The following is a 15,875-nucleotide window of genomic DNA, read 5'->3' on the forward strand; positions in this document are numbered from 1 at the left end:
ATTTCGGGTTTTTTTATGGATTTATTTCCCTTAACCCTAGTTGTTTGTAAGATTCATCCTTATTCTAATCACTAAAAAGCAAATTGATTAAAATTATCATTTTTACAAATAACGAAGCGCCCTCATGAATAGAAGTTTCATTTTATCATTCCTCATTTTCATGTTATTATTTATTTCCGCGCTTGTCGGGAAAGTTAAATTTAGTAACTAATATAATAGGAGTGGTTTATTATGCAGTGTATCGAGACTAGCAACTTACAACAGTTATTAGATCAAGTTCAGCCCTTTACAAAACAAGGTAAGCTTGCAACATATATTCCCGAGCTAGGAAATGCAAATCCCGATGATTTAGGTATCGCACTTTACCATAAAGAAAACCATTACGTTCATGCGGGAAAATCCCAGATACTCTTTACGCTTCAAAGTATTTCAAAAGTAATTACACTCGCACTTGCTCTTTTTGACCGCGGTGAAGAGTATGTATTTTCTAAAGTTGGCATGGAACCCACCGGTGATCCTTTTAATTCTATTATTAAATTAGAAACAACAAGTCCCTCTAAACCATTAAATCCAATGATTAATGCTGGGGCATTAGCTATCACAAGTATGATTGCAGGAGAGTCCAATGAAGAAAAAATGGAACGCATTCTTCACTTTGTCCGTGATATTACAGATAACCCTTCCATTAACTACTCTTCTAAAGTTGCCATCTCTGAATTAGAAACAGCTTATTTAAACCGCTCTCTTTGCTACTATATGAAGCAAAACAATATTATCGATGGTGATATTGAAGAATTAATGGATCTATATACACGCCAATGTGCGATTGAAGTAAACTGCATCGACTTAGCCCGTATCGGACTTATCTTTGCGATGGATGGTTATGACCCATATCGCAACAAACAAATTATCCCAAAATACATTACAAAAATTTGTAAAACCTTCATGGTAACGTGTGGTATGTACAACGAATCTGGAGAATTTGCAATTCGCGTTGGCATTCCAGCAAAAAGCGGTGTAGCTGGTGGTATCTTTGGATGTGTAAAAGGTGAAATGGGTATTGGTATTTTCGGTCCTGCGCTAGATGAAAACGGAAATAGCCTTGCTGGATTTAAAATATTAGAGTTACTTTCTGAACAAGAAGGCTGGAGTATTTTCTAAAAAGCGTCTGAAATGGCGCTTTTTTCTGTATAATTTTGCATATTTCCTATACACCTCCGAATAGTATAGTACAACCTAGTGTTTTATCATATGAAACTTCCATGCAGGAAATACCTTTACACTAATCAAATTTTATGGAAAGTATCCGGCGAGCAAACAGGATAAAGTGAAACTTCCATCAGTGGGAATTTTCTTCATCCCCCACTGATGGTTAGTTGAACCAATCGAGCTTTTACGGGCAGTTGTCCCCCACCTATCTTCTGCGTTTCTCTCTGCATCTTGAGGTGAGGGTCTTACTGCCCGTTAATGCGGGATAAAAGGGAGGTGCCCATGAAACTCATCCTTCAAACAGAAGATCAGGCAGTTCTTGAGAAAACCATTCTTCTTTTTGTATTAAGCATCGTTGAAAGTTTAAAATTAAAAGTTGTTTCCCTTGATGAAGCCTATCGATACATATTTAATTTAGATGTACTGGAATTGTTAATGGACCGAAGTATTGATGATAAAGTACTAGAAATTGTTCATTTCGGCATTGAATTAGAAGACATTCAAAACTTAATCCCCGAAGATTTAGAACAAAATATCGAAGAGTTAAAATGGCGCTGTATTCAAGTGCTAAGTGACTATGAGATGTATGAGGAAACGGAGCAATTAATTGAAGATATTCGGTAAAGTGAAAATTCCATCAGTGAGGGCTTTTCCCCCACTGATGGTTAGTTGAACCAATCGGGCTTTTACGGGCAGTTATCCCCCACCTACTCTTCCTTATTTCTCTTTGCACCTTGAGGTGGGGTCTTACTGCCCGTTAATGCGGGATAAAGTGAAAATTCCAGTAAAATACTGCGCTCCTTCTCACATGAAAGCAGGAAAAAAGCACCTCTTTGGGTGCTTTTTAATGTTTTTTTAAACTATTTTTATATGTTTCAATATTTACTGGTAGCTCTTCCTCTTCTAACGTATGTTCATTTACATCTTTATGAATGTAAGCACCCTTTGGAGGTTGATGATCGTGTCCTTTTTTCTTATGATCAAAAGATTTACCGCGTCCCATACTAACACCCCTTCCTTTGAATAAAGTCTATGTTAGTATAAATAAAAGGTCGTCGACATATGCAATTGTTTGTTGTATTTCCAAGGAAATGATAGAAATTTGTTTGATCCCTCGCTTAACAAGCTGTGAGCCCTGATTAAAGTTTCACTTTATTATAAACTTTGCGCTTCTGCCGTATTCGTCTCTTCAACCTGTTTCATTTTGTTGTTCTTATTTTTAGAAAAATGGTAAAACAGTAAGCAAACAATCATAAACGGAATACCGCAATACAATGCCATACGTTGCTCTGGAATAAAAGCCATGCTCACAATTACGGCCATATTTAATCCAAAACAAAGAAGTGGCACAATCGGATACAACGGCGTTTTAAATTTCAAATCCTTAATATCCCCGCCTTGTTTTATATATGCTCTTCTCCCTAGAAGATTTGATAAACCAATCGATGCCCAGACTAGTATTCCACCGAATCCTGCAATAGAAAGAAGCCATAAATAAACTGTATCCTCTGCATATATACCAGATAATAAAGAAAGACAACCAAAAATCATACTTGTAATTAATGCATAAATAGGAACACCCTTTTTAGATAACTTCCCAAAAATTGGACTAATCATCCCTTGATTCGCCATAGACCAAAGCATACGAGAAGTTGCATATAAGCCTGAATTTGCTACTGATAACACCGCTGTAATAATAACAAAGTTCATAATATCTGCGGCATACGGAATCCCAATTTGATCAAATACAACTACAAACGGACTTTCTACTAATCCCGCTTGTTCCCATGGGAATAACCCAGCGAGTATGAACATAGAAAGTATAAAGAAAATGAATATACGCCAAGCTGTATTTCTAATTGCTTTCGGAATGGTTTTCTCCGGGTTTTCACTCTCACCGGCCGTAATCCCAACAATTTCGGTCCCCTGAAAGGAGAAATTAACGGCAATCATTGTAATTAGAATCGCTTCCAGTCCATTCGGGAACAGTCCCCCGTGATTAGTAAAGTTTGAAAGCATCGGTGCTGCGTCATTTCCTTTCATATGTAAAAATCCAAACATCGCTGCCCCGCCTAAAATAATAAATGCAATAATTGTAATTACTTTAATACCGGCAATCCAAAACTCAACCTCTGCAAAGCTCCGTGAGGATAATACATTAATCGAAAAAAGAAGGACTGCAAACACGATGCACCATATCCAAGATGGTACATCTGGAAACCACCGCTTCATTAAAATACTTACTGCAATCAACTCAATCCCTATCGTAGCAGCCCAGTTTAACCATGACATCCAACCAACTACATAACCTACTGCAGGCGAAATATACTTTGTAGCATACACTTGATAAGATCCTGCATTCGGCATAGCAACAGCTAACTCTCCAAGACAAAGCATCGTTAAATACATAACAAAGCTCCCAACAAGATACGCTGCAATCGCCCCGCCTGGCCCTGCTTCATGAATTGTATAACCTGATCCTAAGAAAAGACCTGTACCAATAACCCCGCCAAGTGCAATCATAAATATGTGTCGACTTTTTAACTCCCGCTTTAACTCCTGATTTTGCTGCATCATATGCTCCCCTTTGATTGTATAGCTACCCCGAAATGTAAACGCTTTAAATTTAATATAATAAAGAATAAAGTGCATTATCATTTCATTGTTACTATAGACCGATAACAAGAGGGAGATTTTTCAAAGGAAAATCTCCCAATACAAGAAAAGTACCCAAAATACGATAGATAGTTCATACGAAAACTTTCTTAGGCTCCACTTGGTAGTGATATAAATTAAGCAATTGTTTAAAAGAGCATTAGAAAACGGTACATAATCCAGAAGGCTTTGTATTAATCACTTCCTGTGATCAACAGATCATCCCTGACTGTTATTAATAATGTTTGATTTGTGATAGCTTGTCCTTCTTCTACTTCTAGCCCTTCAACATAGCCACTGATTCCCACTTTAATTTCTACTTTCTGCTTATCCATAGTTTCAATTAAAGCTAATTTCTCCCACTCATACACATAGGAACTTTCATTAATAAATAATTTTTCAACCTTACCATAACAAGGACTGTACACGTTTTCTATCACTGTTCTCATCTTTTAAACCCCTCTTTCTTATTAAGTGCAGATGTAACCCTTTCAACTTACCTCCCACCCCAAAATTTAAAGTACTCAACTACTATTAATGCAAGATATGTACCAACCTAATTTCTTACGTGGAATTAAGAGTTAGTACTGAAAAAATCTTAATACGCGCAAAATTTTTCTTCTCCTTTAAAGATTTTTAACCCCAAAAACGCAAATTTTTTTTGCATACTTGTAATAATTTTATTAAAATTAAGAAAAATCAATCTTCATAGGGTATAACAAGGAGAAGATGAAAGATGCATACAAAAGAAAGCAATTTCAAAAAATTAGTCGAAATGAATATGCTATATGAAACCTTACTCAATGAAATTGATATTGGGATTCACATTATTAACGAAGAAGGCAAAACAATCATCTACAACCGCAAAATGACGGAAGTTGAATCAATGAATCATAAGGAGGTACTATATAAAAGTCTTTTAGAGGTATTTGCCTTTGAAGAAAATCAAAACAGTACTCTTATAGAAGCACTAAAACTAGGAAAAGCGAGAAAAAATATAAAGCAAACGTATTTTAATAATAAAGGACAAGAGATCACAACAATTAATGATACCTTTCCCATAGTAGAAAATGGAAAAATAAAGGGTGCTATTGAAGTAGTAAAAGAGATTCCCCAGATAAGGCAAACAAGTAAAGCGAATTCCCTTCGAGGGCATAATACTAAATTTACCTTTAATCATATAATAGGTAATTCTAAAGCCATTCAATCGATTATTACAGAAGCAAAAAGAGTAACACGCACCTCTTCCTCTATACTTATCGTGGGAGAAACGGGGACTGGTAAAGAATTATTTGCACAGAGTATTCATAATGAAAGTTATCGTGCAGGGAAACCTTTTATCTCACAAAATTGTGCTGCTATACCTGAAACCCTAATGGAAAGTTTATTATTCGGCACGAATAAAGGGGCTTTCACAGGTGCAATAGATAAACCGGGTTTATTTGAAGAAGCACACGGGGGAACTTTATTATTAGATGAAATTAACTCATTAAGCCCAGCGCTTCAAGCTAAATTGTTGCGTGCGATACAAGATAAAACAATACGAAGAATCGGAGGAACACAAGAAAAAGAAGTTGACGTTCGAATCATAGCAACTATTAACGAAGATCCAATTGAAGCCATTACACACAACCGCTTACGAAAAGACCTATATTACAGATTAAGCGTTGTTACTTTATTTCTTCCGCCTTTAAGAAACCGAAAAGAAGACATCTTACCCCTTCTTCGTAGTTTTATTGAAAAATATAATATACAATTTGGCTTAAAAGTAAAAGGTATAAATGACAACGTAAGAGACTTTTTCTATAAACACGATTGGCCTGGAAATATAAGAGAATTAGAGCATATAATTGAAGGATCTATGAATTTAATAGAAGATGAGGAAATGATTACAACATCCCATCTTCCAACACATTTTTACGAGCTAGCAAGAAATGAATTAAATATTCACCCTCCTCTAACTAGGTGGGAGACAGATAACTCAGATCCCCCATCTAAAACTTTAAAGAACACAATAAAAGAAATGGAAAAAGAATATATCATTCAAATTCTTGGCGAGCATAACGGTAATATCTCACAGGCCGCAAAGTACTTAGGATTAAGCAGGCAAAACCTACAATATCGATTAAAAAAGTACGGGATAAATACGTAAAAATTATCGCTCTGTCATTAATCCATACGAGTTTGTATACATCACATGGATTTCTTTGAAGTCTCTATAAGTACAGCAAGTAAAGGGCGTTCTTAAAGAACGCCCTTTATTTTTCTGTATGGCACCATTTATAAATGAATGACAGAATTACTTTTGTAAACTCAACAAGCTGCTCTATCTCAACTTTTTCATTCACTGAATGCGCTTCTTCTAACGTGCCTGGCCCGTAAATCACTGCTGGAATGTTAAATTCACTAAACCATCCTCCATCAGTTACTGTAGCAGACATATCAAGAATGGCACTGCGGTGTAATGTTGATTCATGTACAGCAGCAAGTTGTCGTACTGCTGGATGATCTTGATCAACTTCTAATGAAGGAAAGATTTCACCACGATCCACAATCATAGATTCCCCGCCCCATTTAAATTGTGGTGGATTTTCACGCAACCACGGATCCGCTGCCGCAAGTCTGCCAATATAATCTTCAATTTCTTCAATCACCTGTTGATGTGTTTCATTTGGATAAAAGTGTACCGTAATCCATAATCGGCATTCATCCGCAATAAATGCCGCATGACGTCCTCCTTCAATGACTGCCGGATTAATTGTCGTTGTCCCTACTGGATAACCTTCATATGTTTTCATAACCGCCCAGTGACGTTCTAGCTCTTGCAACCCTTGCACAATTTTCATCATTTTTTCAATCGCACTCGCTCCGAACAAGCGACCGCCAGCATGAATCATTTGTCTGCGCGTTGCATCATGAAATGTTTGCGGGCTTTTCACAGTAATCCATCCTGTAATAACCCCGCCTTGGCCCTGCATATGTAAATCACTTGTATCCACAACGACTGCAAAATCAGCATTATATCCACGCTTGCAACATTGAAGCGTTCCTGCTTCTCCTACTTCTTCTCCAATTACCGATTGAAAAATTAAGTCCCCAGGCAGTTCCATACCAGCTTCTTGCAAAAGCTGAATGGCAAATAGAGCTCCAGCTAATCCACCTTTCATATCAGCAGCACCGCGGCCAACAAGCCAACCATCTTTAATAAAAGGTTCAAACGGTCCAGTTTCCCATGGTTCATCTGCTGATACTTCAGCTACATCCATGTGCCCATTAATAATTAAGCTTTTGTGTGAATCTCCTGCTGTACCCTGTTTCACTCCAACAATATTCGGATCATTCGGATACACATCCCATTTATCAATCTTAAAATCACGCTTCGTTAAAAAATCAGCGATAAATTGCTGTGCTTCATTCGTATTTCTTGCTGGTGGTGCAGGAGTTTCAAAACGGATTAATGTTTTTGCCAGTTCTACTAGTTCATCTTTTCTTACATCAATTTGTTCTAGTAGCTGTGAAATCGTTTCATTCATTGCAAATTCCCCTTTGCATACCTAGTCATATTCTTGCTCTTATTTTTACATAAAAAAGAGACTGTTTACAATGTTACAGTCTCTGAGCATCCATATAAATTACATTAATCCCTCTAAAAGTCAACATCCTCCAAATATAATCCGCTCGCATCAGCAAGACAATTTATTTGGTTTCGTTGTTTTTCCTCTAAAATTTGCGGTATTACTTCAGCATCTAGCTGGCCTAATCCAACTTCTATTAACGCTCCAACAATTTTTCTCACCATATTGTGAAGAAATCCGTTTCCGCTTACTCTAATTTGGATAAAGCCTTCGTCTTCAACGATATCAAGCATATATACTTCTCGAACCATAGACTTCTTCTTAGATTTAGCATTTGAAAAAGCAGTAAAATCATGTGAGCCGATTAAATATTGAGCTGCTTTTTTCATGCGTTCAATATTTAACTTTTTTCCAACGTGCATGCTGTATTTTCGCATGAATGGATTTGTATGTTCCTCATTCCAAATCTTATATAAATACGTTTTCGCTTTCGAGTTGTAGCGGGCATGGAAACGCTCCGGAACTAATTCCACATCAGTAATACTAATATCATTTGGTAAGTATTGATTTAAGTACTTTTTAACTTTAGGTTCCGCCAAATTCTCATCAATCGTAAAATTAGCTACTTGATTAAGAGCATGTACACCAGCATCCGTTCTGCTGCAGCCAATAATTTCGATTTCTCTTCCGAGCATTTCAGATAATACACTCTCTATTTTTCCTTGAATGGTATTATCGTTATTACCAAGACGCTGCCAGCCCTTATAGCGTGCACCATCATATTGAATCGTCAATTTATAATTGTTCATTGTATTCTCCTTACTTTAATTCGCTGAATAAAGTGAAACTTCCATCAGTGGGGAGTTTCTTCATCCCCCACCTATCTTCTTCGCTATTCTCTGAATCTTGAGGTGGGGGTCTTACTGCCCGTTAATGCGGGATAAAACAAAAATCTTAAGCATTCTATGATGTTTTTCGTTATCTTCTTTCCATAGTAACACAAGACAGCTCCTTTAGTGTCTACTTGTGCCAATGTATTATGCGTGTAGCCTACATTACATATTAAATCAACAGTGTACAATCTCCCTCTTCTCGTTCACGGACGCTATCCATGTTCCTGCCAGAACTTCTGCAGTTCTTCTTCAGACGGTACATTTTTCCTCCACTCTTCGCACTCCTTTAGAAGCTTCTCAGTCTCATGGGCGACAGACGGTTCCTTCTTCCGAAACCTCACTGTTGCTTCCTCTACTTCACTAAACTTCGTATATCCTTTTCCATACCAATCTCGTAAGATGCCCTTCACATAAGCAAGCGTCCGCTTGTTGTTTTCATGAGCAATCTGGAGTGCTTTTAATACAAGTTCATCTGACAGATCATCCATCCACGCATTCAGTTCCTCCGTCGTATACGGTGACAAGCTGCCAAAGTTTTGTTCATAAAACATGAATACATTGTCGCCCGAATCAATTTTTCCATCTACTTCACAGCTTTCGGCGTTATCTTGAGGAGCAGCTTGAGACTCTTCAACCGGCATACCGAAATGCTCTAATAACAGAGGAATACTCAGCTCTTCCTCCAAACATTTTTGAAGAAACATATGTACAAACTTTTTGCTTTTCACAGTCTTTAGCTCACGCAACACACATTTCTCGATATTCGTGTTTGTAACTGGGTTATAACGCACCCAGTTCTGGATGTATAGCTCCTTCGTTTCTACATCATATAATATTTTTCCATAGTCGATGAACCGCTGCAGCAGCTTCTCGACAGTCTCCCGGTTATAGCCTGTTTCCATCTCCGCTAAACGCTTCGGCAACGAATAAATACCGCATTGCGTCGTTTTAGAGCATGTCAGCAAGTATATGTAAAAATATCGCTCCTCCGGCGTTAAGTCCAATACAAAATCATCCTGCCAAAAATTCACCTGTACATTCCGGTATACTGCCATATGTATTCCTCCTATCTTTACCGCAAATATAAAATTGCCGTTTCCTTAATAGATATAAGGATGAATGAGGAAATTTGGTAATTTAATTTTATAAAAAATTACTACTACGGTTTTATTTCCTTCGGGGTGATTCTTGTAGTAGTAGTTTTTTTGTTTTGTTTTTGTAATGATTTATTACTTGCAAGGGGCTTTGGATGGGCTTATAAGGGGTTTGTAAGGGGCTATTCATTGTGAATCGAAAGAGTTTGACTATCATTTAAGGAGCTTTTGGGGTTATACAATTATTTTTGATACTAATGATAAATCTTGATAACTAAGTTTATATTTTGTTCATAAATGTTTTACCTCATTGACTCTATTTCTATAATCTATATCTGATGCCAAGTTATTAACGCGTTCATTCTATTGACAAAAATCCAATTTTGACCAATTCAAAACTATAAAACTTGGTAAAAAATAGTGAAGTTTTAAGAATAATAAGGTAAACTAATCAATGGTCTTATTTTACTAGTTTAAAGTCGGTTGACGTTAATACCGAGGTTATATTAGGTATACGGAGGAAAGGTTTATGAACAACAACACGATAAGTGAATCAGTTGAAGAAATTGATAAAAAACGAAGTGATAAAAAACGGGTAAACTCAATTAAGTGGTTTAAAAATTGGAAGTTTATCACAGCGGGTGGCGCTGTGATAATTGCACTTCTAATTGGGGGAATGAGTTATTATCAGGCAACCCGTTTCAATTCACATGTTACGATTAATGACACAAACGTCGGCGGTCTGACTGCTGATCAGGCAATAAAGAAATTACAAACATCTGTATTAAAAAACGAAGTCTATGTTGATCAACAACAAATTTTAGATGAAGAAGATACACAAATAGGATTTACGGATGAAGATTTGCCTAAAGTTAAGAAATTACTAAAAAGCCAGTGGACATTTTTCCCTTCCTCAAAGGAAAAAATTATTGGCTGATACCCGAAAAAGCGGATCAATATCGAAGCGAAACGATGAAAAAACTTGTAGAAGAAAAGCTCTTATCTATGAATAAAGATTTAAAAGCGCCTCAAGATGCTATGGCGAAGTTGGAGCAGGGCAAGGTTGTTATCTCAAAAAGCATTGACGGAAAACAGTATGATGTCGCTAATCTATTGAAGGATTACGACAAGCAGAAGTATAAAAGTGAAATCCATTTGAATCCTGTATACATACAGCCTATTAAAGAAAACAATCCGATTGTAAAAAAAGAGGAGAAAGCGCTACAGGATCTTCTTCAACAAACCATTGATTATAAGGTACAAAGTGAAGTTTACTCTTTAACAGCTAAAGATCTAATTAAAAATGCCTCTATGTCAAAGGATATGAAGGTTACAATCGATGCGAGTGACATTAAAAACAAAATTACTGAAATTAATAAATCTCAAGCAACATTAAATAAAAACTTCACATTTACAACCCATTCTGGTTCGGTCATATCAGTAAAAGGACAAGGCTATGGCTGGGCAATAGATGTTGAAAAAGAAGCAAAACGAATCCAAGAAGCCTTCGAAAAAGGGGAAAAATCACTTTCTGCTTCTAATATTTACGGAAATGGCTGGGAGAATAAAGGCATCGGTTATGAAACAACAGCCAATAATGGCATTGGAGACACGTATGCTGAAGTGTCAATTGCAGAACAGCAAATCTGGATTTACAAAGATGGAAAATTGGCAGTCACAACGAGTGTAGTGACTGGTAAACATAGCACGAGTGAAGATACATCACCGGGCGTGTGGTATATCCTCTATAAACGATCACCGTACACACTGAAAGGCAGCGCAGTAGGTAAACCTGATTATTCCGTTAAGGTAGATTACTGGGCTCCGTTCACAAACAGCGGACAAGGGTTCCACGATGCCGGCTGGCGGACAAACTGGGCAAATAATGCCTATCTAACGGGCGGTTCGGGCGGATGTGTCAATCTCCCTCCTAGCGTTGCGAAAACTGTGTATGATAATCTCAGCACTTATGAACCGGTTGTCGTGTACTAGCATCTCAAGTATTTTCTTTACAAAAACGAAGAAGCAGGAAATCCTAAGTGATTTTCTGCTTCTTTTTTATTATTTATGACTTCTCGTGTGCACGGCGGAGAAACAATTATATACTTATATTCAACTGCAACAAAAAACCCATTTACTTATAGTACAGTTCACCGTTATGAATCTATATGTGGTAAATTTCTAGATGATTGAACTCTATTTGGCTTATCAACACGACTTTTCATGATATTCTTTGCTTACTCCGTAATAATACAAATATAATGATTCATTGAATATACCATAAAAAATTTAACTTGTGATACATACCTATACGGTTTCTACTGCCGCTTCAAGCATTGTTCCATTTTTAGCATAATTCGTATGCCAAGAAAAAGCTTTTTCTAAAACATGAGGAGTTTGTCCACCCCTTGTTTGTGCTTCTTGGTAATAAGCTCGTAGCTGGTTACGATACATTGGATGTGCGCAATTCTCAATAATCAGTTCCACTCTTTCCCTTGGCGCCAGTTCCCTTAAGTCAGCATATCCCTGTTCAGTGACAATCACATCTACATCGTGTTCAGTATGGTCTACATGAGAGACGAAAGGAACGATGCTTGAAATGTTACCGCCTTTCGCAATCGATTTAGTAACAAAGATAGCTAGGCGTGCATTTCTTGCAAAATCACCAGAACCACCAATGCCGTTCATCATCTTTGTACCTAAAACGTGAGTAGAGTTGACATTTCCGTATATATCTAATTCTAAAGCAGTATTAATCGAGATTAATCCAAGGCGGCGAATGATTTCAGGATGATTAGAAATCTCTTGCGGGCGCATCATTAATTTATCGCGATATTTTTCAAAGTTGGAAAATACCTGTTGCATTTTCTCTTCGGAAAGCGTGATGGAGCAGCAGGAAGCAAAATGGACTTTCCCAGCATCCATAAGATCAAAGACCGCATCCTGTAATACCTCAGAATACACTTCTAAATCTTCAAACTCCGAATCTAGCATTCCATGCAGCACTGCATTGGCCACTGAACCAATTCCCGATTGTAATGGCGCTAAACGATTTGTTAATCTGCCTACTTTTACTTCTTTTCGAAGGAACTCTATTAAATGCTGTGCCATGATAACAGTTTCTTCATCTGGAGGAACAATCGTCGACGGCGAATCAAGTTGGTTCGTAAACACAATACCCTTCACTTTTTCAACATCAATCGGAATACCGATAGTTCCAATTCGATCATCCGATTTAACGAGCGGAATTGGAAGCCTTTCCCCTTGTTTCCCAGGTTCATATAAATCATGCAGCCCCTCTAGTTGTGTAGATTGAGCCATATTAATTTCAATAATAATGGACTTTGCATTTAGGGAAAACGCTAAAGAATTTCCAATTGAAGTGGTTGGAATAATCATTCCATCCTCAGTTATCGCAACCGCTTCCAAAATAGCGACATCTATATCCATAACGTCAGCACGAAGTAGTTCTGCTGTATGAGACAAGTGTTGATCCACAAATAAAAAGTCTCCTCTATTAATTCCTTTTCGCATGGTCGCATCGGCTTGGAAGGGCAATCTTTTCCCTAAAATTCCTGCTTCAGCAAATAATTTATCCACATCCGAACCTAAGGAAGCTCCAGTATAAACATTTACTTTAAAAGATTCATCATGCTTAACGCGGTTCACCAACGCAAATGGGACTGCCTTCACATCACCTGCACGTGTAAATCCACTTAAGCCTAAAGTCATTCCACTTTGAATCCAGGAAGCCGCTTCTTCAGGTGTAACTACCCGGTCCTTTAGACGTTGGTCCCTGATTCTCTCTAAATTATTCTCCATAAGTAATCCCTCTCTTAATGAATATTCATAATTATTTTACACATTAACACTATCAAAATAGGGATTTTGGTATACGATACCGAAAATTCAGATAAAATAGCAAATCTAGGCTCTAGAGCAGAGAAATCTAGAATCCTAGAAGCTTCCGAAAATAACTGGCGTATGATTGACTAACTGGTACCCTCTCACCATTATCCATCGAAAGTAAAAAGGTAGAATGGGTATCAGGATAAATCGCTTTAATATGATTAACATTTACAATAAATGAGCGGTGGCATCTAATAAACGAATCCTTTGGAAGCAAGTATTCGAATTCTTGCAGAGAGTATTTATGCGTTCCTGATAACTCTTCGGAATTCACATACGTCTTTTTATCTTTAGCCTCTAAATAAATGACCTTTGAAAAAGGAATCGGAATCCAACCGTCCGTTGTTTTTAAAGTAACGACCGATTTTCCATCCGTTAAAGCTGGATAAATTGCCGTCACGCACCCCTCAAGTTCTCCATTATTAAAAAATGGTACGGCCATTCCATGATAAGGAATACCAAAAACATCCCGGTTAATAAACTCAGAAACCTTTTGCTTCGTCACGATTGCTTTATGGGCAATCGTCCCTTCCTTTATAGGGTCCCCGACGCTAATTTTTAAATCAATTCGTTTACTTGGCCGATAGTATATATATTCTTTTGTATTAGAAACAGCAATTGAAATTTCATCTGAAAATACTTCACCAATAACATCTAGTAGTAAGCCTAAGGTTATATCTTCCATACTATTAACACCTCATTCACTATTATACTACTATTATTAACACCAAACTGTACTGATTCTGATGGAAAGAATAATAAAGTCCCTATATCAGGTGTTTTGGTAGATTGCTTTTTCCTCATAGTTATTTTTTTATTTTAACCATTGTTAGCAACAATTGATTAAAATAACAATTTCTTTTATTGATAAAGTGAAACTTTAATCAGTTGGGGTTTTCTTCATCCCCCACTGATTATTAGTTGAACCAATCGGGCTTTTACGGGCAGTTGATCTCCCATCTAACTTCTTTGCTTTCGCTGAATTTTGAGGTGGGAGTCTTACTGCCCGTTAATGCGGGATAAGTCCCTAATCAAAAAAGAAGTTCAACAGTGGTGACACTTGCAAACAGTACAAAAAATATAGAAGTTATGTGTTCAAATATTTTTTTCATGTAAAGTTCGTTCCTACGGTCAATGTAATATGGATAAATATCCTGGAGGATTGGTTTCTGCAATGAGATCGTATGAAAAAGAAGGGGTGCATGATTAACATGCCCCCTTCTTTTGATATTTACACCTCACCCCATTACATAATGCTGCTTCACTGTAATAGGGATCAGGTATTTATTTTTAAACCCCATTTACCTATGATACGCTTCACCGCGATGGATCTAAATGAAGATTTATTGTATAAGTTAATACAACCATAGATTTTTCATCCACACCGATTGATGGGTGGTGAGAGCACTAATTTTCTTATGAATGCTTATACACTCAAAAGGGTACCTATGCAAAAGGCACCCTTTAATTTGCTTAAAAAGCATTTTTTAAAGTTCTTTCTTGCAATACCAGTGGTTTTAGAAACTCAACTAAATATACATTCCCTATTTATCTTAATTAGAATAAGAAAAAACTATGGACGAGTGAGCTTTCTACCGCTCCTATGCCGCGGCAGACTCATCCTTACGATCTTTTTTGCTAATCGTCAGGTAGCCGACAAGAACAACAATAATAATCGTTAAGACAAGACTGACCGTACCCTCGCCCAGCCCAAGACCACCGCGGTTGTGAGACGCCGAGATCCAGTCCGAAAACGAGGCACCTACTGGACGAGTCATGATGTAGGCGAACCAGAAGGCAAATATCTCATTTAGACCAAACAACCAATATCCTAGAGCTGGAATGGCAAGCAAGACAGCAAACAGCACCCCCGAGGAAAAGTAACCTAAGTGCATTGTTGACGCGGTCATGTCACCTGCAGAAGTACCGAGGGCGAACGTACTCAGTACGGTGCACCAGTAAAAAATCTCGCGGCGAGTAGTGTAAATACTGTGGATAGACAGAGTCTTCTCGAACGCGTTCCAGATGACGAAGATAACTGCCAGTGTCGCTGCAAAAAACACGGTTGATACAAGGTATGGGACTCCCAACACAACATGCACAGCATCAGCAGCCATCGTACCAAAAATACTGACCATCACAATAACGAGCCAGTAGATCCATGGCACATATCTTCGTACCAAGAATTGAAGTACCAATGAGGTCGCTAAACCAAATCCCCCAAGAGCAACTGCAATGATTGGATTCATATGATTGACTAGGTAATCAGAAAACACCTCTCCCATTCCAGTAGTCAGCACCTTGGTGATCCAAAAATAGACTGTAACTTCCGGAACTTTCGACAAGATCGGCTTTGCGCGATGCATAACGGCCGATAAGGACTTATTCATATGCTCGTTTTTCCCTCCAATGATTCTTTCCTTCACAAAAAAACAATCTGGATGCAAAAGAAATTATTTTTAAAGTCTATTATTTTTTCTGAATTGGGCTTTTTGTATAATCCGGTCTGTTAGCCGTTCAACAAACGGATTTGTGGAAAT

Annotated in this window: 12 protein-coding genes and 1 pseudogene; 4 read left to right on the forward strand and 9 right to left on the reverse strand. The window is 37.5% G+C overall.

Annotation, left to right across the window (positions count from 1 at the left end):
* Positions 1 to 231 precede the first annotated feature (231 nt).
* Positions 232 to 1,161, forward strand: a complete 930-nt coding sequence (gene glsA, locus ACEWFJ_RS21980; RefSeq protein WP_473689902.1) for a glutaminase A — start codon at positions 232 to 234, stop codon at positions 1,159 to 1,161.
* A gap of 330 nt (positions 1,162 to 1,491) precedes the next feature.
* Positions 1,492 to 1,833: a DUF3969 family protein gene (locus ACEWFJ_RS21985; RefSeq protein WP_098306847.1), complete on the forward strand. Its 342-nt coding sequence runs from the start codon at positions 1,492 to 1,494 to the stop codon at positions 1,831 to 1,833.
* Positions 1,834 to 2,053: 220 nt separating this feature from the next.
* On the opposite strand, the gene ACEWFJ_RS21990 is transcribed toward ACEWFJ_RS21985, so the two are convergent.
* The 3 genes from ACEWFJ_RS21990 to ACEWFJ_RS22000 all read right to left on the reverse strand — a co-directional run bounded on the left by ACEWFJ_RS21990 (position 2,054) and on the right by ACEWFJ_RS22000 (position 4,313).
* Positions 2,054 to 2,212 carry a hypothetical protein gene (locus tag ACEWFJ_RS21990; protein WP_020061179.1) on the reverse strand — a complete coding sequence of 53 codons (159 nt, stop codon included), beginning with the start codon at positions 2,210 to 2,212 and terminating at the stop codon, positions 2,054 to 2,056.
* Positions 2,213 to 2,364: 152 nt separating this feature from the next.
* The gene (locus ACEWFJ_RS21995) at positions 2,365 to 3,786 is read right to left on the reverse strand and encodes an amino acid permease (RefSeq protein ID WP_473689903.1); all 1,422 of its coding nucleotides are present in this window, start codon (positions 3,784 to 3,786) and stop codon (positions 2,365 to 2,367) included.
* Between the two features lie 272 nt (positions 3,787 to 4,058).
* A complete protein-coding gene (locus ACEWFJ_RS22000) occupies positions 4,059 to 4,313 on the reverse strand; it encodes a biotin/lipoyl-containing protein (protein ID WP_473689904.1) in 255 nt (84 codons plus the stop codon).
* A 287-nt stretch (positions 4,314 to 4,600) separates the two neighbouring features.
* On the opposite strand from ACEWFJ_RS22000, the gene ACEWFJ_RS22005 reads away from it, so the two are divergent.
* Entirely contained in the window at positions 4,601 to 6,016 is a 1,416-nt protein-coding gene (locus ACEWFJ_RS22005) for a sigma-54 interaction domain-containing protein (RefSeq protein ID WP_473689905.1), read from the forward strand.
* 106 nt (positions 6,017 to 6,122) lie between these two features.
* Here the strand turns inward: ACEWFJ_RS22005 and ACEWFJ_RS22010 are convergent, their stop codons facing one another.
* The 3 genes from ACEWFJ_RS22010 to ACEWFJ_RS22020 all read right to left on the reverse strand — a co-directional run bounded on the left by ACEWFJ_RS22010 (position 6,123) and on the right by ACEWFJ_RS22020 (position 9,387).
* A complete protein-coding gene (locus ACEWFJ_RS22010; protein WP_473689906.1) occupies positions 6,123 to 7,397 on the reverse strand; it encodes an acetylornithine deacetylase in 1,275 nt (424 codons plus the stop codon).
* A gap of 113 nt (positions 7,398 to 7,510) precedes the next feature.
* Entirely contained in the window at positions 7,511 to 8,248 is a 738-nt protein-coding gene (truA, locus tag ACEWFJ_RS22015) for a tRNA pseudouridine(38-40) synthase TruA (RefSeq protein ID WP_473689907.1), read from the reverse strand.
* Positions 8,249 to 8,544: 296 nt separating this feature from the next.
* Complete coding sequence (locus ACEWFJ_RS22020; RefSeq protein ID WP_473689908.1) at positions 8,545 to 9,387, reverse strand: DnaD domain-containing protein; 843 nt, start codon at positions 9,385 to 9,387, stop codon at positions 8,545 to 8,547.
* Positions 9,388 to 9,955: 568 nt separating this feature from the next.
* On the opposite strand from ACEWFJ_RS22020, the pseudogene ACEWFJ_RS22025 reads away from it, so the two are divergent.
* Positions 9,956 to 11,418 (forward strand): annotated as a pseudogene (locus tag ACEWFJ_RS22025) (L,D-transpeptidase family protein).
* A 315-nt stretch (positions 11,419 to 11,733) separates the two neighbouring features.
* On the opposite strand, the gene ACEWFJ_RS22030 reads toward ACEWFJ_RS22025, so the two are convergent.
* The 3 genes from ACEWFJ_RS22030 to ACEWFJ_RS22040 all read right to left on the reverse strand — a co-directional run bounded on the left by ACEWFJ_RS22030 (position 11,734) and on the right by ACEWFJ_RS22040 (position 15,725).
* On the reverse strand, positions 11,734 to 13,248 hold the full coding sequence (locus ACEWFJ_RS22030) for an acetyl-CoA hydrolase/transferase family protein (RefSeq protein WP_473689909.1): 1,515 nt from the start codon (positions 13,246 to 13,248) through the stop codon (positions 11,734 to 11,736).
* A 127-nt stretch (positions 13,249 to 13,375) separates the two neighbouring features.
* Positions 13,376 to 14,020, reverse strand: a complete 645-nt coding sequence (locus tag ACEWFJ_RS22035; RefSeq protein ID WP_473689911.1) for a LytTR family DNA-binding domain-containing protein — start codon at positions 14,018 to 14,020, stop codon at positions 13,376 to 13,378.
* 916 nt (positions 14,021 to 14,936) lie between these two features.
* Positions 14,937 to 15,725, reverse strand: a complete 789-nt coding sequence (locus ACEWFJ_RS22040) for a COG4705 family protein (protein WP_473689913.1) — start codon at positions 15,723 to 15,725, stop codon at positions 14,937 to 14,939.
* Positions 15,726 to 15,875: the final 150 nt, after the last annotated feature.

This window comes from Bacillus sp. EA-CB0995 (genome assembly GCF_055814245.1).